The following is an 18,064-nucleotide window of genomic DNA, read 5'->3' on the forward strand; positions in this document are numbered from 1 at the left end:
CGCTCAATTCAAATCCAAATTCAGAGTTTTTTCCTCATCAAGCCAAAAAAGAAGAGCCGCACCTGTAAAGTGCAACTCCCTTTTGCTTCATTATAATAAGATTCGTTCCTCCGATCAGGCCCATTGGGATTCATAAGGAAAAGGACATGTCGACTCACTCAGCTTCGCTCGCACCTGTACGAGACAACCACAATGCCGACAAGTTGTGCCATATTGCAATCCCGGACAAGCGGAGCAGATGGATAGCCGACGTTCATATTCCTCATCCTGTACCGTCGGACGCGAACGTGAGGCAATCTCCACAAGTCTGGCCATTTTGGCATCGCTAATCTTCACATCGTACTGATCATTACAGCCTTTGCAAGGTTCCTGCCTTTTCATGCATTAACCCTCGACAGCGAGCACCCCAACCGATGCTGGTGGAAGGACAAAACGCAGTGTGTTATTCTCCAGTGTGATTCCATCCCACGCCACAGGCTGAACATGATTCGGCTGTTCAAAGGTATTAAATGCACCAAAATCAGTATGGTGCAGAATCTGCCCGGTTACTTTAGCCGCTTGAGCTGCGTCCAGCTGACACACAACTTCCAACTCATCCGTGTGACTCAGATTACAAGCTGTCACATGAATGACCCCATCCTTGTTGCGGGATGCTGATAAACTGAGCTGTGGAATGGTCTCTTCCCCGAATGTGTATCCTGGGCTTTCATAATTCAAGTCCAATCGCTGTGCATCCATATGAACCTGATACATATCAAATACATGGTACGTAGGGGTCAGGAGCATTTTGTCCCCTTCCGTGAGCACAAGCGATTGAAGCACATTGACGATCTGCGCAAGATTTGCCATGTGTACCCGTTTATTATGTTGGTTGAAAATATTCAGGTTAACACCTGCAAGCACAGCGTCCCGCATCGTATTCTGTTGATACAGGAACCCTGGATTGGTTCCCGGCTCAACGTTATACCACGTGCCCCATTCATCCACAATAATGCCGACTCTGCCCTCTGGATCATATTTGTCCATAATCTCGGAGTGCTTCACCAGTAATTCATCCATATGGAGCGTCTTTTTCAAGGTAGTGAACCATTCAGCCTCGCCAAATCCTGTAGCTGCGCCTTTATCATTCCACTCTCCTGTAGGGATGGTGTAATAATGAAGACTGATTCCATCCATAAAGCGAGCAGCCTCCCGCATCAGGACTTCCATCCATTCATAGTTGCCTTCGTTGGGTCCACAAGCGATTTTATAAATCTCGTTCCCGGAATAGTTACGTACATATGTAGCATACCGACGATATTCATCCGCATAATATTCAGGGCGCATATTGCCGCCGCATCCCCAGTTCTCATTTCCCACGCCAAAATACTTCATTTTCCACGGTTCTTCCCTACCATTACTCTTACGCCAGTTCGCCATCGGGGATTCGCCGTCAAATGTGATGTACTCCACCCATTCCTGCATCTCCTGCACTGTACCGCTACCCAGATTGCCACTAATATATGGCTCCGTGCCGAGCAACTCACATAATCTCAAGAATTCATGTGTACCAAAGTGATTGTTCTCTTCCACACCGCCCCAGTGTGTATTGATCATACGAGCACGCTCACTCTTCGGACCTACACCATCTTTCCAGTGATATTCATCGGCAAAACAACCGCCTGGCCAGCGAAGCACTGGAATATTAAGCTTCTGCAAGGCCGTTAATACATCATTTCGAATCCCATCCGTATTCGGAATAGGTGAATCTTCTCCTACCCACAGCCCCTCATAAATACAACGTCCCAAGTGTTCGGAAAAGTGACCATATATATTGCGATTTATTAATCCTTTATCAGAATCCGCCTTTAAAATAACACCAACCATGATTTCAACCTCCATATAATGTATTGTTATCGCTTACAATAACTCGTTTTAGAGTAGGTTTCAACCGTTTTTATTTCTACACAAACAAGCCTCTTCCTGTGTAATTGATTAGGAAGAGGCTTGTTTGTTATAGAAATTCATACAGAGACTTACCAAATTGATTTTTATACATTTCTAATTTGGATTTGCCCGTTTATTATTTCAGAATAAGAGACTACTTAATCCTGCTCTGAAGGCAACAACATTTTTTGTGTCCACGTCGTTCCACCATCTGTAGTCTGATAGATCGCAGGAGAGTTATCACTTGTGACTACGAGCCAACCCGTCTTGGCCGATGGGAACGAGATACGGGAACTGTATCCCGGATCTTTCAGGTCAATATTTTTCCACGTGGAACCTGTATCATAAGAACGTCCAATACCCACTTTGCCAGCTGCGGGTGAACCTGCAGACAGATACGCCGTCTGATTACCAATCAACGCCATGTTGCCGGGATGACCACCCGGGTTGGCTGGTCCGTTTCCTTTGCCCGTACTGTTTGTACCCGGTGCAGGACCTCCCCCTGCTGTGGATTGTGCAAATACTTGGGTCCAGTTCTTGCCTTGATTACCGCTCGCATAGAGGGAGTACGATTGTTGGGACATGCCTGCATCACCATACAGAAGGGCCCATACTTGCTGGCCATGTGCATACAGATCCGCTCCGCTCCATGTGTCTGAGACAACTCGAAGAGAGGTTGTCCAGTTCTTGCCGCCATCACTCGTTTGCTTCAGATGATATCCCGATCCAGGTACAACCACGACAGCATACCCTTGTTTCTCTGTTGCAAAGGCAGCTGCACGCGTGTTGGCAGGTGTATTCATTTTACTCCAGGTTACCCCGCCATCCTTCGTCTGATATGCACCATTATAGGTGTAACCATAACCTACATCTTTATTGCGAAAATCAATTCGTTTGAATTGAATGCCCGGCGTATCGAGCCGCGTCCAGTGCGATCCCCCATCATGGGTACGGATCAGATAGGTTGCAGGTGAATCCTTCACTCGCGCCAGCGCATATCCGTTCACATTATTCGGAAAATCAAGCTGAGTGAATTGCCACTGCCCGGTATATATGGACTGCCACGTACATCCTGCATTCGAGGTACCGATCAGGAAGCCTTCACCCCCAGCTCGTCCAGTCGTATCATTAAGAAAATCAATGTCAGTAAATTGCAGGTGTTGCTCTTCCACACCGCTGCCCTTTTTTAATGTAGCAGATAGTCCATGATCTCCCTTTCCACATGCCTGTGAAGATGCAGCGTTAGCACCTGATAGCGTATGTACCGGACCCATCCCCCAAGCCAGCGTTAACGATAATGCGAGTGCACTAATCCGTTTCCATGTCATTGTACTCTTGGTTGTCATCGTAACACCTCCTTCTATGGTTTTACCCAAATATGATAGTTCTAACGTAACAATCTGATTAACCCTGATGACAATTTTGCAAGATAAAAACCACCTTTACCCATGATTGGATCATGTAGGCAAGGGTGGTTCATCACCAAACATTGTGTACTCTAAGTTAAATGGGATACGTCACCACAGCAAGGATAACAAAACTGATACTTAATAAAAGGCATAAAAATTAAGATGGAGTCATACCAAGGCACGATATCTGCGTAAGAGGAGAGTCCATACTAACACATGAAATAAATGGTAGAGGCAAGGGAACATACGTGCTATAATTAATGTTATGGACTTTTGAATATCGGTGGATGTTTTCCAGACCACGGCGCAGCTTCCCGAAAGGGGGTGACGTCGTTGGTCAAACTTGTAGCGTTGCTTGATGTAATCCGATGGATTGCTGCGATCCTCAGTATTGTACTGAGTGGGCGAAAGCTTTACCGTTGGTTGCGCAAAAAGTTTCGTAGCAAGCGAAAACCCACCTCATAAGGTCGGAAGCCTGACGGTGGGTTTCGCTTGAATAGCATTATTTAGTTCATGCACGCCGTGGCAATCCACAGCCTTTCGGGTCCTAAGAGTCTTTACCGTTGGCAGCGGTAAAGGCTCTTTTTAGTATATGACCGAACCCGATCACCATATACTTCACGAATGTAATATATCAATTAATATACTACTGAATACTTATGTAGTCAGTATAGCACAGCTCTGTACAAAAGTTAACAATACAAAACGCCCTCCCCTGCGCAAAGTTGAACCCGCGCAGACAGAGAGCGTTATACTTATCGATTATTCAGTAATTATTTCACGAATCCAAGCAGCATTTCACGAATCAGCTTTGCAGCTACAATCTGTGTCTGTTGTGTTGGATCATAGATTGGTGCAACTTCAACCAAGTCACAGCCAACTACATTTACATCAGATCCAGCGATCATATGAATGGCTTCCAGCAGTTCCTTGGACGTAATGCCGCCCGCTTCTGCTGTACCTGTTCCTGGTGCTGCTGACGGATCAAGTACATCGATGTCGATGGTTACATACACCGGACGGTTACCCATCTTCGGAAGAGCTTCCTTCATCGGAGCTGCCACTTCAAATGGATAGAAGTTGATGTTCTCGCGACCATACTGGAACTCCTCACGGGAACCGGAACGGATACCGAACTGATAGATGTTTTTGCCACCCATCAACTCAGCTGCTTTACGTACTGGCGTGGAGTGGGACAATGGCTCGCCTTCATAGTTTTCACGAAGGTCTGCGTGTGCATCAATATGAATCAGAATAAGATCCGGGTATTTCTTGTACATCTGTTGGATGACTGGCCAAGTAACCAGATGCTCGCCACCGAGACCAACTGGGAATTTGTTGTCAGCGAGCAGACTGCCGATGTATTCATGAATTACCTCAAGGCTGCGTCCCGCGTTACCGAAAGGCAAGAGCAGGTCTCCAGCGTCAAAGTATGTCATGTCTACAATGCTTTTGTCGAGATATGGGCTGTACTCTTCAAGTCCAACCGATGCCTGACGGATATGAGATGGGCCGAAACGGGAACCCGGGCGGAAGCTGACGGTGTAATCCATCGGCATGCCATAGATAACTGCTTTGGAGTTCTCATAATCCTCAGAGCTGCAAATAAATACGTTTCCTGAATAAGCTTGATCCAGTTTCATTAATGATTTCCCCTTTTATTTCGTTAAATCTTCCACGAATTTAGGAAGTACAAATGCTGCTTTGTGCAGACGCGGAGAGTAATACTTGGTATCCATCTCCGGGATTTGAGTCTCATCCACTTCAAGCGGGTCATGTTTCTTGCTACCCATGGTGAATGTCCACAAACCACTTGGATAGGTTGGAATATTACAGCCGTACACATGTACGATCGGGAAGATTTCTTTGACGTCTTTGTTCACCTTCTGGATCAGATCCGCCTTGAACCAAGGGTTGTCCGTTTGGGCAACGAAGATTCCGTCTTCTTTCAATGCTTCGTAGATGCCTTGGTAGAACCCACGCTCAAACAATGGCGCAGCCGGGCCTACAGGCTCAGTGGAGTCTACGATGATCACATCGTATTCATTTTTATGTTCAATAATATGCATGTAGCCGTCGTTCACGAGCACTTCAACATTAGGCTCGTCCAACTTGCCGGCGATTTCAGGCAAATATTTTTTAGAGTATTCAATAACTTTACCGTCAATTTCGACGAGAACAGCTTTTTCTACAGCAGCATGTTTAATGACTTCACGAATGACTCCGCCATCGCCGCCACCGACAACCAGAACTTTTTTCGGATTCGGGTGAGTGTTCAGCGCAGGGTGTGCCGCCATTTCGTGATATACGAATTCGTCTTTTACAGTCGTCATCACCATGCCATCAAGAAGCAACATGTTACCGAATTCTTCGGTCTCTACCATGGCCAAATCTTGAAAATCCGTTTTCTCTGTAACATAGGTCTGCTTAATCTTCGCGGTGATCCCGAATACCGGGGTCTGTTTCTCCGTAAACCACAATTCCATAATCTCTACCTTCTTTCCGTAAAGTTAATGATCAGCCATACCCGATCAAGCGCTGTGCACTATAATCGGTTCGCCCAAGCACGTCCAGCGTTCGGCGCCATATCGCGTTATCATTGCTGGCCTGCGGGAAAGGTCCGCGGTTCACTTCATTATATAGATTAAATTGACCAGAGCGTGCAGAGCGTCTGACTAATCAATGAATCAATGACCATTCGTCTGTTCGTCCTTACGCGCTTTAGTATCTTGTGCCGAATCTTACCTTTTCATTACCCTTTTGCATTATACGCGATTGACGTTTATACTGCAAAACGGTTTTTCCGGCGAAAATGCTACATTTTGTTCGCTTATGCACCCGATTGAATATCCCTGCCAATCAAGTCCCATACTGGAAGAAAAGAGAGGAGCCCGTTCCATGACCAAGCCAAATCAAAAGACCCGCAAACGCGGGTTCCGTGTACGTAAATTCATTAAAAACCTGTCTCTGCTCGCCGTGCTCGCCATACTTGCTACCGCTGCAGGATTGGTCTATCTATACGCAACCAGCCTGCCCCTGGCAGACTCTGACCGGAATTCCAGATTACTGGACAGTCAGGGTGAAGTCATCGCTACCTTCTCCGCAGGTGGCAAAGACTCTGTACCCGTTCAACTGGAGGATATCGCTCCAGATCTGGTCAATGCCACTCTGGCTGTAGAGGACCGCAAATTCTATAATCACTACGGGTTCGACGTGCAAGGGATGGGACGGGCTGTGCTCGTTAACCTCGAACATATGCAGATGTCGCAGGGTGCGAGTACATTGACTCAACAGCTGGCGCGTAACCTATATCTATCTCATGAGAAAACATGGACTCGCAAAGCCAAGGAAGCCATGTACACGGCGCAATTGGAGATGAAATACAGCAAGGATGAAATTTTGCAGATGTATCTGAACGAAATCTATTATGGGCATGGTGCGTACGGAATCGAAGCGGCTTCACGAATGTATTTTGGCAAATCAGCCAAACAGCTGGATCTTGCAGAGAGTGCCATGCTGGCAGGAATCCCGAAAGGACCTACCTACTATTCACCCTATAACCATATGAAGAATGCCAAAGACCGACAGAAGATTGTGCTGAATGCCATGGCTGATATCGGCAAGATCACCCAGGCCGAAGCGGATAAGGCGTATGAGAAAATGCTTTCGTTCAAACCGGAAAGTGAGCGTAAAACGGTGGAAAGTGCTCCGTATTTCCGTGACTATATCCGGAATCTGGCCATCAGAGAGCTGGGAATCAGTGAAGCGATGCTGGATCATGGGGGATTGAATATCTACACCACCCTGGATCTGCGTGTACAAAAAGCAGCTGAAGATGCCATAGCGAAGGGTATGGATGCCAAAAGTGAGCTTGAGACGGCTCTCGTGTCCATCGACCCTCGTACGGGTTACATCAAAGCCATGGTAGGCGGCAAGAATTACCGCACCAATCAGATTAACCATGTACTGGCGACAACGCGCCAGCCAGGTTCGGCGTTTAAACCCATTATGTATCTGGCAGCCCTGGAATCCAAGCAGCTCACCAGTGCATCCATATTTAACAGTGAACCTACCCTTTTTCACTATGACAACGACCGCAAAACCTATAAACCCGGCAACTTTGGAGACAAGTATCTGGGTGAGATTGATCTAAGACAGGCGATCGCCGCTTCAGACAATATCTATGCGGTGAACACCATTATGCAGATCGGTCCTGAGCAGGTTGTGAGTATGGCAAAAAACCTCGGCATTACAAGCAATCTGAGCGCCGTACCTTCTCTTGCACTGGGAACGTCACCTGTCAGCCCGTTGGAGATGGCGTCGGCCTTTTCCGTCATTGCTGCTGGTGGACAACGGACGCCGCCTGTCGCCATTCTGCAAGTAACAGATGCCGCAGGACGTGTACTCTATGAATCGCCTCAGACGAAGGCTGAGACGGTTGTGGAACCTGCGGCAGCTTATGTCCTAACTCGTTTAATGGAAAGTGTCTTCGAAAATGGAGGAACGGGCAACCGGGTGTCTAAGGCGATCAAACGTCCGGTAGCGGGAAAAACAGGAACAACCAACACGGATGCCTGGCTCGTTGGATTCACACCGGAGCTTTCCACCGCTGTATGGGTTGGTTACGATCAAGGCAAATCCATCTCGACTTCGGATGGCCGCCGGGCAGCACCGATCTTTGCCCAGTTCACAGAGCAGGCACTTGCGAGCGTACCACCCAAAATTTTCACCGTTCCTGATCATGTCGTAAGTGTCTATATTGATCCGGAATCCGGCAAGCTGGCAGGCAACGGTTGTGAAGAGAAACGGCTGGAAGTTTTTATTGATGGTACTGAACCGACAGAGGTATGCCATGGCACAACGGATGATTCGGATTCTGGAGAAGATGAGAAGACCCGTCAGGTACAGAATCAACAAGGCATACAGGAAGAGAAACATTCTTGGTGGGGAGATTTCAAACGTTGGTGGGTAGAATGACGTAAATGCGCAATGACTTAGTTGCGTCACCTATAACCCCTGGTTATATTGAACAATTGGAAATTCACTTCGGATGAAAACTCATAATTATTCAGATCGATGAATAGGATTAAAGCACGAGCAAAAGACCCCCAACCGAACTTTCCGGTCAAGGGGCCTTTTGCTTTTTTCTTTTAGACTGTGTTAAAAGATCTGCCTTAGGCGAGTGCTTCCTTCAATACATCTGGAGAAGCATTCCACCAGTCTTGGTTGTGTGAGATCAGCAGTGTCTTAAGTGCAGCTCGAGCTTCAGGTCCAAGCTCATCCAACATGAAGCGACGCTTCAAGGCATAATCCATGCGATTCACATGTTCCGCCAGCAGTTTCCATCCACGTCTTGCTTCCGTATCAATCCACATCTCACATGCCGTTGCTCCACCATACAGTTGGCCTTCCTCCGTGCGATCGACAGCTACCCATACCAGCCATACCTGGCGTCCGTTGGGTACATCTTCACGATTGGTTGAGAACTTGATATTGCGTTCCACTTTGCTCTTCGCATGCATCGCACCGATATCGATTTTGGCTTCGCCATTATCAATAATGACCGGGGAAAGGTTATTCAGCTCAATGGAGCCTGCACCGAAGCCTTTATGCTTGCTTTTTGCACTAACGATATTCAAGGCAATCTGTTTTTTGCCGTTTTGCTCGTTTTGGTCCATGTTTATAACCTCCAAGGGTTGATACAAATATTTTAACTAATAATTGCCCCATTGCAAACATATACATGCTGTAGATGCTTGTCAACGGGAGGTATTTAACGATGATTCCACGACGCGCCAAGAGCTGGCTCACTGCATCCCTGGCCCTGTGTGTACTTGCCGGAGGGATATGGATCACTCTGGGTTATAATCGCTCAACTCATTCCGAATTGCCAGTACTCGCCCCCGAATCGGGCAAGCCTAAGGCAATAGCCCCAACGCCAGCACCTCCAGAAAGTGTACAGACCCCTACTGCCGAAGTGTACAGCAACCGTGTTGTGGAATATCACATGGATGTAAAACTGGTCGAAGGGAATGTACTGGAAGGGACTCAGACGATTACCTGGACACATCCAGGTAAAAAAACCGTCAGCGAGCTTTACTTTCATATGTATCCCAACGCCTTCTCTTCTGCTGACACCACCTTTATGAAGGAATCCGGTGGAAAGCTTCGTGGTGATGTCATGCCTACCAATGGTTATGGCTCCATGAACATTACCGAAATGAAAACGGAGGACGGGCTCTCTCTGCTGCACCGGATGCAGTATGTGCAACCAGATGACGGAAATATCAAGGACACCACCCTCATTAAAGTACGCTTGCCCAAACCCGTCAAAGGCGGGGAAAGCATCACGCTCCACACCCGATTTGAAGTGAATCTGCCGAAGATTTTTGCCCGGATGGGAACTGCTGATCATTTTGTCATGGCAGGTCAATGGTTTCCCAAATTAAGTGCCTATGAACCTGTGGGCAGACGTGGACGAACAACGGAAGGCTGGAATCTGCACCAGTACCATGGCAATTCAGAGTTTTACGCTGACTTCGGTATATATAGTGTGCGTATTCGGGTGCCTGAAACATACAAAGTGGCTGCTACCGGATTTCCGACGCAGCAAGCCGTGGTGAAGAATGGAGAAAAGGTCTATCAATTCTATGCCGATGATGTGCATGATTTCGCCTGGGCAGCCTCACCCGATTTTGTGTACGCCGAGGAACCCTTCTCTGCACCCAATGTGCCTGGTGTACGAATCAAGTTATATCTGGACCCAGCTCATCAGGATCTGAAAGAACGTTATTTCTACGCCGCGAAGGCCGCTCTAGCCAATTATAGCAAATGGTTTGGCCCATATCCTTATGCTACCTTATCCATCGTAGTTCCACCCAAAGCGGGGAATGGCGCTGGAGGTATGGAATACCCTACGCTAGTTACAGCCTTTGGAGCCGATGACACCACGCCAGGTTATGACCTGGAACGTACCGTAGTCCACGAGATCGGACACCAGTACTTCTACGGCATGGTTGCCAGCAACGAATTCGAGGAAGCCTGGCTGGATGAAGGGTTCACCTCTTATGCAGAAGACAAACTGATGGAGCAGGAATACGGATTGATTCCGAATCTGCCGGTACAATCGGGACTGATTACGTCTCCTTCATCCTTAACACAAGAATCCTGGAAGTTCGATTCACAGAATGAGTATGCGGCCAATGTCTATACACGTGGCAAGCTTGTATTACTTGGTATCGAACATCAAGTCGGTGCCAAAAAGATGGAACGCATTCTCTCTACCTATGTGAAGAAATACCGCTTCAAACATCCCACTTCGGCTGATTTTCAAAACGTTGTGGAACAAGTGACCCGCACTTCCTGGTCTGATTATTTTGATCAATACGTCTATAGTAACGGGATGGCTGACTTTGCTGTAGAGAAGATTCGTGTTACGCCCGTACAGAAAGACGGTCAAACATTGTACGAGTCATCCGTGACGATCGCAAAAAAAGGGAGTGATTACAACGCCGTTCCTGTTCGCATTGCCTTTGAAGACGGGCATATCCTCACCAAGCAATGGAATGGCAAAGAAGATCGCATCACGTATAAATTAACTCACACATCCCCCGTATCCTGGGCCATGACCGATCCCCTGTACTCGATCGTGCTGGAGAACCGCCATATGAACAATTTCCTGAAATCCGGACTGGATGAGCAGACGAAGTCCCGCTGGAGCATGAGTGTAACCAAACTATTAGAAGCCATATTCGGAGGTCTGTCATGGTGAGGTGGAAACGGTGAAAGCGAAAATACGTGAAGGCTGGTTTCTCGTCCGTCAGCATATGTTCATTGCCGCACTCTTATTTCTTTATCAACTCATTTGGGGATATTTCTTCTATCGAATGGTACAATCGGCGGTCATCCCACTACTCCTTCGCTATCCAGATGCTGATGCCGGTGAGCTGAGTACACTTTTGTTCAAAATGGAAAGTCAACTTAACCTGTCTACCCATCCGGAGGTTCTTCGTTATCTATGGATTCTCGGGGGCATGCTGCTGGTTCGCATGTTGATCAGCCCCCTCATTCAGGCAGGACTGCTCTACTCACTTCAGCACTTTAATTCTACAGAAGAGCGCATCCCCTTTGTCCGCGGAATCAAAAATCTGTGGAAACCGATGCTGCTGCTCCACACCATACGTACATTATTGATGCTTCTGCCCGCCTACTGGCTCATACCGAAGCTCTACTCGATTCTCATGGACGGATTTCATTCCCTTCAATTACTTTTGCCTGGTATACCTTATGTTGCTGCCTGGATTGTATATGGTTGGATCATCCACCATGTCATACTCTATATGCAGTTCGGTGTTTCGGCACCAGAAGGAGAAGGCGGGGCTCACGGTACCCTCAAAGCACTCTGGATTGCACTGCGTCATCTCATCGCTGTAATCGGCATTGCACTTCTACTGGGTGGAGTACACCTGCTCGTCTTTGGGGCATTCACTACAGCCTCATGGTTATTAACGGGACTGACCGGACTTATACTACAACAGACGTATCCACTTGCCAGATGTCTATTGAGTCTGTGGAAAATATGCAGCCATTTCCGATTATGGCAGTCCAAAATATCCAAAGGTGAGAGCAGATAGTTTAAAAATTGTTACCATCACATGTTAAACTCATGGCCTAATATGTACTTATAAATAGGCAAACCTCAACCTTTCCCCGTCAAAGGTCGAGGTTTTTTTTGCTAAATTTGTTGCTAAACGTTGCCAAAGCCGTACTCCTCTGTTACAATAATCGCAGTGAGTTTTTAGTAACAACTTTGTAATCTTTACATTCATATTTGTAACTACTTAAAATTAAATCGTCATTTCTTGATTTCGCAGGTGCATAACTAGCATAGCCAAATTCCTGGCACCTGGGAAGCGGGGGAACCAGTTATGGGTGAATTGATCTTGCTACAGAGGGATCATAGGGGACCTTCAACCGAATCCTTAAGCTAACCTCGCAGGCATTGGAAGGGGAATATCTCTTGTTCAAGAAGAAATTAACCGCAGCTGTACTTAGCATCACATTCGCTTTATCGCTTGGTGCAGGTAGCGCATTCGCAGATTCAAAGATGGACACAGTAATTGATTCAGCAATGGGAACTACATACAAAAGTGGGGGAACAACGCTTAACGGCTTTGACTGCTCCGGATTTACACGGTATGTATTCGACAAGTTGGGTATTGATTTGGCACGCCAATCCAGTTCCCAATTCGACATGGGCGATTCCGTATCCCGCATGGAGATGAGAGCTGGCGATCTGGTGTTCTTTAATACAACAGGTAAAGGCGTATCCCATGTAGGAATCTTTGTAGGGGATGGAAAGTTCGCACACTCCTCTTCTTCCAAAGGCGTTACGATCAGTGCATTGAGTGAAAACTATTGGGCCAATCGTTATGTTGGCGCAAAACGGATTATGAGCACGGACGCATATGAATCACTGGCCCTTGACTAGGGACAAGCTGAGCAACATGATGCTGTAACCATTAAACATACTGGAACGAAGCAAGAAGCATAACAGAACCGCCCGGTACATTCTCCGCAGGAATGTATCCGGCGGTTTTTTTGTGCTTCAATCCTTATTCATGTTGCAAGTTATACTCGGGTTATATCCTGCGACATCAACAGGTTCATTTTGCGTTCGTTCGTCCGTGCCCTTATGATGTTTTTACCCATCCCGTTATAATATAAACGAAATTACCGGAACTTTTGTTTCATTTTTTTTTCTTGGGAAGGAAGACTTGCTAAATGAACATCACTTTTGTAGAGTGGACAAAGAGTTCTGTTTCAAGGAAAGGAGCATGCAGGTGTATGAAGGAAACCCCTGTGACGTTTCACGTTGTACCCATGCGAGAAGAACATGCGGAGCTTATCTGCAGCTGGCAGTATGATCCGCCTTACAATATCTACAGCTGGCTCCCCTGGGAGCAGATGAAGGCTCTGGAAGTGGAATTCGGAGATGCACAGCTGCGGCAGGAGCAATATGCGATCGTCCTGGATCAGAACGATCGTATATGTGGGTTTGCTCAATACTTCCCACTTCAAGGGGTAACCCGGATTGGCCTTGGCATGCATCCAGAGCTGTGTGGTCAGGGTCAAGGGACAGCTTTTGTCACTGCCATTGTACAGGAAGCTATTCGCCGAAATCCCACGAATGAGATTGATCTGGAAGTACTCACTTGGAATGCTCGTGCCATTCAAGTTTATCTAAAGAGTGGATTTGTCACCCAGGATACATACGAACGACAGACCCCAAGCGGCTTGAAGCCCTTTCACTGTATGGTTTATGAAGGGCCTCGCGGTTAGAATCCATTGCAAAACAACCAAATTTGCCCCTTGTTATGTGATTAGTTCAAAAAATTCCCACAAAATGCTATGATGTCAGTACAGGTTCCGTTATAATGATATGGATAGTTTCAGGTTAGATGATCTTTCATTCTGGAGGGGACATAAGGGATGCACAAATGGATCATGAGCGGAGTATTTTTTGCAGCATGCGCTTTAGCTATTGTTTTAATGTTTACGCTTCCAGGGAAAGAAGAAGTGGCTGAAGAAGCCAAGCCAACCATGCCGGAAGTAACATTGGATGCCGGACAAGCTGAAGCACTGGTCAAAGCCAATTGTATCTCCTGTCACGGGGATCAGCTTCAAGGTGGCGTAGGACCTGCTCTGGCCAACATCGGCAGCCAGGATGATCTGGAGAAGATCTATTCTACGATTGTCAAAGGTAAAGGTGGCATGCCTTCCTTCAAGGGCAAACTGCAGGACGAAGAGATTGCAAATATCGCCATGTGGCTGTCAGAGAAGAAATAATCTCTGCATACGCATAACAAATAGGCGCTTAATCCCCTTTTGGGAGAATAAGCGCCTATTTGTTATATCAATTATTAAGCCTCTGCGGCATGCTCAGCCAGAAAGGCCTCAACTTCACGTGCGGACGGCATCCCGGACTGGGCGCCGAGTTTCGTCACGGATAACGCGGACGCACCCATGGCGAAGCCTACGGCCGCGTCCAAAGTCTCACCGCGCGCGAGGGCTACCGCCAGCGCGCCGTTGAAGCAATCGCCAGCGCCGGTCGTATCGACGGCGCTTACGGCGTAGCCGGGCGCACGGCACGCGCCGGCACGCCCTGCTTGTACGCGGCAACCAGGCGCCGCCGCGTACACAGCCCCCTCGGGGCCGAGCGTCGTGACGACAGCGGCCCCGAGGGATGCGGCGAGCTCTGCGACCGCCGCATCCAGGTCTTCCGGCCGGAGATGATCCCGGCCGGTAAGCACGGCAAGCTCACTGCGGTTTGGCGTGACAACGTCGACGCACCGCAGGAGCTCCTGGGGCAGACCCGGCACCGCGGGAGCCGGGTTGAGCACCACCAGTGCGCTGCCTTCAGCCGCCAGTTGGGCGGCGCGGGTAACCGCTGGCAGCGGGATCTCCAGCTGTAGCAGCACCGCTGCGGCTGCAGTCAGGCTTTTAACCGTATCCGCCTCTTCCAGCATTTCAGGCGCCACTTGCCCATTCGCACCAGGAATAACAATAATCCGGTTGTCTCCCCGAGAAAGCCAGATGGAAGCCGTCCCTGTAACCGTGTCTTCCAATATGCGAACCCGCGAGGCATCTGCACCACTTTCCGTCAGACTGTGCAGCAGACGTTCGCCAAAACCGTCCGATCCCACCGCACCAATCATCGTAGTCTGTCCACCCAGACGCGCAGCAGCAACAGCCTGGTTCGCCCCTTTGCCACCAGCGAGATAATGCAGCTCCTCACCGCTCACCGTCTCTCCCTCTTCCGGAATCGTGTCTGTCTTCACTACAAGATCCATATTGAGACTGCCTACGACAGCAATAAGAGGTTGTTTCTGATTATAGTCTGACATGTATGGTTCACTCACTTCTGGCCGCGTGATAATAACCAACCTCGTTATTGCGACCTCATTTTGTCATAAGCTTCGTTATATTGCCCTGCTTCCTTGATATCTACAGATGTAATACCACCCGCATCCCATGATGTGAGACGCAGCGTAACCGTTGTATAATCAATCGTAATAAAAGGATGATGATTGAATGCTTCCGAGATCGCAGCGACCTCATCCACAAATGCAATCCCTTTCATGTAGTTGGAGAACACGAATTTACGTACAATCCACCGTCCCTCTTCCAGTTCCCAGCCTTCCAGCCTTCCCAGATGAGCTTCGACTTCCTCTTGCGAAAAAACCATGCGTTATCTTCCTCCCCATAGGGTGGTACATTACAGACATGCGTCCGTATAACCACCGACACCTTCGGCGCTATCAACAGCAACCTCAAAGGCCAGGCTCACCGCCATGCGGTTGGCCCATTTCACGACTAACATCTTACCACGGACAAGCTTCAAAATCCAATCAACTACATGGCATAGAACCAATAACCATAAGGCTTTGAGGGGAATTCCAATTCCATTTACACCCCTGAAAATGCATGTAAACACACTAAATTAAAGGTACAAATGTCAACTCTTCTTCCCCGATCAAAATATGAATGCGGTGCTGTTCCTTATCATGGATGACCACGCCACTTCCAACCGGAATAACGGACTCCTCGCCCAGCGCATAGAACAAATCCTCCGCCAATGCCTCATCCACTTCAAGTTGGTCAGATGCAGCCAGTCTCCCCCACTCTTCCGCGTCCATTTCAAAGAAAACATACCGATCCGGTATGCGTCCGATTGCCGTTGTCAGATCTGTCAAAATTCCTTCATAATCCCGTCCATGCTTTACGCCCATTGGCTTTTCACTCCTATTCGGCCCCTAAGGAGCGGATTTGATCTTATTATACCTGAAAATAGCCCTTAAAAAAAAAGGCCTTCTGGTCGATAAATACATATATGACCGTTTTAACTGTTTTAGCAACCGTAAGGAATGCCTAACATTGAACGGATTGCGGCCAAAAATTCGTCCGGAAGCCCGAACACAGCCGCTTGAAAGGATTCAATTTTATCTCATGGATGAGGTGTATGATGAACATTTCAACGATTATTGGACTAATTTTGGGGCTGGTCTCCCTTGTATTTGGTATGTTCTTGAAGGGTGCGCCCTTAATCAACCTGGTTAACAATCCCGCAGCCTACATTATTATCTTTGTTGGTACGGCAGGAACCATCTTTATCGCATTTCCGATGTCTGAAGTTAAGAAAATCCCTAAGCTTTTCGGGATTGTTTTCAAAAATCAAGTACTTATTGATCGCGTATCCCTGATCGGCACATTTATGGATTGGGCTTCCACTACCCGTCGTGAAGGTTTGCTTGCACTGGAATCAAAAGTAGAAGAGATTGACGATCAGTTCCTTCGTGGCGGTATGCGTATGATTATAGACGGCAACGATCAGGAATTTGTAAGTGATGTGCTCATGGAAGATATTCATGCTACAGAGGAGCGCCACCGTGGCAGTGCCTTGATCTTCGCTCAGGCGGGGATGTACGCACCAACGCTCGGGGTTCTCGGGGCCGTTGTAGGTCTCATCGCAGCACTTGCCGATCTCAGTGACATGGAGAAACTCTCCCATGCGATTGCGGCAGCATTTATCGCAACACTCCTTGGTATATTTAGTGGTTACGTGTTATGGCACCCGATGTCTAACAAGCTGAAACGGATGTCCAAGCAAGAAATGGAGATCAAGCTGATGATGGTTGAAGGACTGTTATCCATACAATCCGGTGTCTCCACCATCGCCATCAACCAAAAGTTATCCGTATTCCTGACACCTTCCGAACGTAAACAACTGGAAGAGAAGGAGGGATCACCAGGTGAAAAAGGCTAAGAAGCACGAACCACATGAAGAGCATATAGACGAGAGCTGGTTGCTTCCCTATTCCGACTTGATGACCTTGTTGCTCGCTCTGTTTATTGTATTGTTCGGTATGAGTTCAATCGATGCAGCTAAGTTCGAGCAGATGGCTTCCGCACTAAACAGTGCATTAAATGGAGGTTCCGGAATTCTGGACCATTCGTCCATGAATCCGGATACGCCAGGTGCTGATTTGGGTAAGAACAAACAGGAACCTACAGAAATCACCAAGAAAACACCAGCTCAGATTACAGATGCACAGATGGCTAAGAAAGAACAAGAAGACCTGGAGAAACTCAAAGAGCGACTCGACAAATATATCTCGAAGAACGGACTTTCAGACCAGCTGAACACCAAGCTGAATCAGTCTGAATTGAAGATCACCATCAGTGATAACGCCCTGTTCTCCTCAGGCCGAGCAGATGTGAAGCCTGAATCACGATCCCTGGCCAAAGCAATCTCAAGCATGCTGCAGGAGTTCCCTGAATATGAAGTGGTTGTATCCGGTCATACCGATAATATTCCCATTTCGAACAACCAATATAAGGATAACTGGGATCTAAGCGCAGATCGTGCGCTCAACTTCCTGAAAATCCTGTTGCTGAACTCGCAATTGGACCCTTCCAAATTCACACCAAGTGGTTATGGAGAGTATCACCCAATTGCCAGCAATGACACCAATACGGGACGGGCACAGAATCGCCGTGTAGAGGTATCTATCATTCGGAAGTATCAAAGTAACAATACAAATGTAAAAGCCGTTGGCGGAGGAAACTAGAGGCCTGCAGCGATTCATTAACCAAAGACCGTTCTCCAGGTACAAGGAGAACGGTCTTTTGGGTTTATATAAGGCTTATGCCTGGTTCATCTACATATT

General features: G+C 47.7%; 18 protein-coding genes and 1 riboswitch. Of the genes, 9 read left to right on the forward strand and 9 right to left on the reverse strand.

Features of this window, described 5'->3' with window-relative positions:
• Nucleotides 1-114: 114 nt before the first annotated feature.
• The 3 genes from EL84_RS31220 to EL84_RS06470 all read right to left on the reverse strand — a co-directional run bounded on the left by EL84_RS31220 (nt 115) and on the right by EL84_RS06470 (nt 3,272).
• The gene (locus tag EL84_RS31220) at nt 115-381 is read right to left on the reverse strand and encodes a DUF6171 family protein (protein ID WP_036667692.1); all 267 of its coding nucleotides are present in this window, start codon (nt 379-381) and stop codon (nt 115-117) included.
• A 3-nt stretch (nt 382-384) separates the two neighbouring features.
• The gene (locus EL84_RS06465) at nt 385-1,866 is read right to left on the reverse strand and encodes an alpha-N-arabinofuranosidase (RefSeq protein WP_047841140.1); all 1,482 of its coding nucleotides are present in this window, start codon (nt 1,864-1,866) and stop codon (nt 385-387) included.
• A 218-nt stretch (nt 1,867-2,084) separates the two neighbouring features.
• A complete protein-coding gene (locus EL84_RS06470) occupies nt 2,085-3,272 on the reverse strand; it encodes a WD40/YVTN/BNR-like repeat-containing protein (RefSeq protein ID WP_047841141.1) in 1,188 nt (395 codons plus the stop codon).
• 396 nt (nt 3,273-3,668) lie between these two features.
• Between EL84_RS06470 and EL84_RS32720 the strand changes: the two genes are divergently transcribed.
• Entirely contained in the window at nt 3,669-3,800 is a 132-nt protein-coding gene (locus EL84_RS32720) for a hypothetical protein (RefSeq protein WP_017691304.1), read from the forward strand.
• Between the two features lie 308 nt (nt 3,801-4,108).
• On the opposite strand, the gene speB is transcribed toward EL84_RS32720, so the two are convergent.
• Both speB and speE read right to left on the reverse strand, forming a co-directional pair.
• Nucleotides 4,109-4,978, reverse strand: coding sequence for an agmatinase (gene speB, locus EL84_RS06475; RefSeq protein ID WP_047841142.1), 870 nt, complete (start codon nt 4,976-4,978; stop codon nt 4,109-4,111).
• Between the two features lie 15 nt (nt 4,979-4,993).
• On the reverse strand, nt 4,994-5,821 hold the full coding sequence (gene speE / locus EL84_RS06480) for a polyamine aminopropyltransferase (protein WP_017691306.1): 828 nt from the start codon (nt 5,819-5,821) through the stop codon (nt 4,994-4,996).
• A gap of 412 nt (nt 5,822-6,233) precedes the next feature.
• On the opposite strand from speE, the gene EL84_RS06485 reads away from it, so the two are divergent.
• The gene (locus tag EL84_RS06485; protein ID WP_047841143.1) at nt 6,234-8,312 is read left to right on the forward strand and encodes a transglycosylase domain-containing protein; all 2,079 of its coding nucleotides are present in this window, start codon (nt 6,234-6,236) and stop codon (nt 8,310-8,312) included.
• Between the two features lie 197 nt (nt 8,313-8,509).
• Here EL84_RS06485 and EL84_RS06490 read toward each other — a convergent pair whose 3' ends face one another.
• A complete protein-coding gene (locus tag EL84_RS06490) occupies nt 8,510-9,013 on the reverse strand; it encodes a YwhD family protein (RefSeq protein WP_047841144.1) in 504 nt (167 codons plus the stop codon).
• A 101-nt stretch (nt 9,014-9,114) separates the two neighbouring features.
• On the opposite strand from EL84_RS06490, the gene EL84_RS06495 reads away from it, so the two are divergent.
• From EL84_RS06495 to EL84_RS06515, 5 genes are all read left to right on the forward strand, one after another.
• Nucleotides 9,115-11,106 carry a M1 family metallopeptidase gene (locus tag EL84_RS06495; RefSeq protein WP_047841145.1) on the forward strand — a complete coding sequence of 664 codons (1,992 nt, stop codon included), beginning with the start codon at nt 9,115-9,117 and terminating at the stop codon, nt 11,104-11,106.
• A gap of 10 nt (nt 11,107-11,116) precedes the next feature.
• Nucleotides 11,117-11,968 (forward strand): hypothetical protein, encoded by an 852-nt coding sequence (locus EL84_RS06500; RefSeq protein WP_047841151.1) that lies wholly within the window; start codon nt 11,117-11,119, stop codon nt 11,966-11,968.
• A 245-nt stretch (nt 11,969-12,213) separates the two neighbouring features.
• A riboswitch (cyclic di-AMP (ydaO/yuaA leader) is annotated at nt 12,214-12,351 on the forward strand.
• A gap of 3 nt (nt 12,352-12,354) precedes the next feature.
• The gene (locus EL84_RS06505; protein WP_036607285.1) at nt 12,355-12,825 is read left to right on the forward strand and encodes a C40 family peptidase; all 471 of its coding nucleotides are present in this window, start codon (nt 12,355-12,357) and stop codon (nt 12,823-12,825) included.
• Nucleotides 12,826-13,181: 356 nt separating this feature from the next.
• Complete coding sequence (locus EL84_RS06510) at nt 13,182-13,676, forward strand: GNAT family N-acetyltransferase (protein ID WP_036607287.1); 495 nt, start codon at nt 13,182-13,184, stop codon at nt 13,674-13,676.
• A gap of 150 nt (nt 13,677-13,826) precedes the next feature.
• The gene (locus EL84_RS06515) at nt 13,827-14,183 is read left to right on the forward strand and encodes a c-type cytochrome (protein ID WP_036607288.1); all 357 of its coding nucleotides are present in this window, start codon (nt 13,827-13,829) and stop codon (nt 14,181-14,183) included.
• A 74-nt stretch (nt 14,184-14,257) separates the two neighbouring features.
• On the opposite strand, the gene rbsK is transcribed toward EL84_RS06515, so the two are convergent.
• The 3 genes from rbsK to EL84_RS06535 all read right to left on the reverse strand — a co-directional run bounded on the left by rbsK (nt 14,258) and on the right by EL84_RS06535 (nt 16,126).
• Entirely contained in the window at nt 14,258-15,241 is a 984-nt protein-coding gene (gene rbsK, locus EL84_RS06520; protein WP_047841152.1) for a ribokinase, read from the reverse strand.
• A gap of 44 nt (nt 15,242-15,285) precedes the next feature.
• Nucleotides 15,286-15,582 carry a 4a-hydroxytetrahydrobiopterin dehydratase gene (locus EL84_RS06525; RefSeq protein WP_017691315.1) on the reverse strand — a complete coding sequence of 99 codons (297 nt, stop codon included), beginning with the start codon at nt 15,580-15,582 and terminating at the stop codon, nt 15,286-15,288.
• Between the two features lie 250 nt (nt 15,583-15,832).
• On the reverse strand, nt 15,833-16,126 hold the full coding sequence (locus tag EL84_RS06535) for a hypothetical protein (protein ID WP_036607290.1): 294 nt from the start codon (nt 16,124-16,126) through the stop codon (nt 15,833-15,835).
• A gap of 233 nt (nt 16,127-16,359) precedes the next feature.
• Here EL84_RS06535 and motA point away from each other — a divergent pair, with 233 nt between their 5' ends.
• Nucleotides 16,360-17,160 carry a flagellar motor stator protein MotA gene (motA, locus tag EL84_RS06540; RefSeq protein WP_036607291.1) on the forward strand — a complete coding sequence of 267 codons (801 nt, stop codon included), beginning with the start codon at nt 16,360-16,362 and terminating at the stop codon, nt 17,158-17,160.
• On the forward strand, nt 17,147-17,965 hold the full coding sequence (motB, locus tag EL84_RS06545; RefSeq protein WP_036607292.1) for a flagellar motor protein MotB: 819 nt from the start codon (nt 17,147-17,149) through the stop codon (nt 17,963-17,965). The genes motA and motB overlap by 14 nt, the downstream gene beginning before the upstream one ends.
• Nucleotides 17,966-18,064 lie beyond the last annotated feature (99 nt).

The organism is Paenibacillus sp. VT-400 (genome assembly GCF_001029205.1).
Classification (GTDB): domain Bacteria; phylum Bacillota; class Bacilli; order Paenibacillales; family Paenibacillaceae; genus Paenibacillus; species Paenibacillus amylolyticus.

Excerpts from the sequence above, each read along its gene's own strand:
- EL84_RS31220 (WP_036667692.1), bottom strand. The coding sequence starts at position 381 with ATGAAAAGGCAGGAACCTTGCAAAGGCTGTAATGATCAGTACGATGTG.
- EL84_RS06465 (WP_047841140.1), bottom strand. The coding sequence starts at position 1,866 with ATGGTTGGTGTTATTTTAAAGGCGGATTCTGATAAAGGATTAATAAAT.
- EL84_RS06470 (WP_047841141.1), bottom strand. The coding sequence starts at position 3,272 with ATGACAACCAAGAGTACAATGACATGGAAACGGATTAGTGCACTCGCA.
- speB (WP_047841142.1), bottom strand. The coding sequence starts at position 4,978 with ATGAAACTGGATCAAGCTTATTCAGGAAACGTATTTATTTGCAGCTCT.
- speE (WP_017691306.1), bottom strand. The coding sequence starts at position 5,821 with ATGGAATTGTGGTTTACGGAGAAACAGACCCCGGTATTCGGGATCACC.
- EL84_RS06485 (WP_047841143.1), top strand. The coding sequence starts at position 6,234 with ATGACCAAGCCAAATCAAAAGACCCGCAAACGCGGGTTCCGTGTACGT.
- EL84_RS06490 (WP_047841144.1), bottom strand. The coding sequence starts at position 9,013 with ATGGACCAAAACGAGCAAAACGGCAAAAAACAGATTGCCTTGAATATC.
- EL84_RS06495 (WP_047841145.1), top strand. The coding sequence starts at position 9,115 with ATGATTCCACGACGCGCCAAGAGCTGGCTCACTGCATCCCTGGCCCTG.
- EL84_RS06510 (WP_036607287.1), top strand. The coding sequence starts at position 13,182 with ATGAAGGAAACCCCTGTGACGTTTCACGTTGTACCCATGCGAGAAGAA.
- EL84_RS06515 (WP_036607288.1), top strand. The coding sequence starts at position 13,827 with ATGCACAAATGGATCATGAGCGGAGTATTTTTTGCAGCATGCGCTTTA.
- rbsK (WP_047841152.1), bottom strand. The coding sequence starts at position 15,241 with ATGTCAGACTATAATCAGAAACAACCTCTTATTGCTGTCGTAGGCAGT.
- EL84_RS06525 (WP_017691315.1), bottom strand. The coding sequence starts at position 15,582 with ATGGTTTTTTCGCAAGAGGAAGTCGAAGCTCATCTGGGAAGGCTGGAA.
- EL84_RS06535 (WP_036607290.1), bottom strand. The coding sequence starts at position 16,126 with ATGGGCGTAAAGCATGGACGGGATTATGAAGGAATTTTGACAGATCTG.
- motA (WP_036607291.1), top strand. The coding sequence starts at position 16,360 with ATGAACATTTCAACGATTATTGGACTAATTTTGGGGCTGGTCTCCCTT.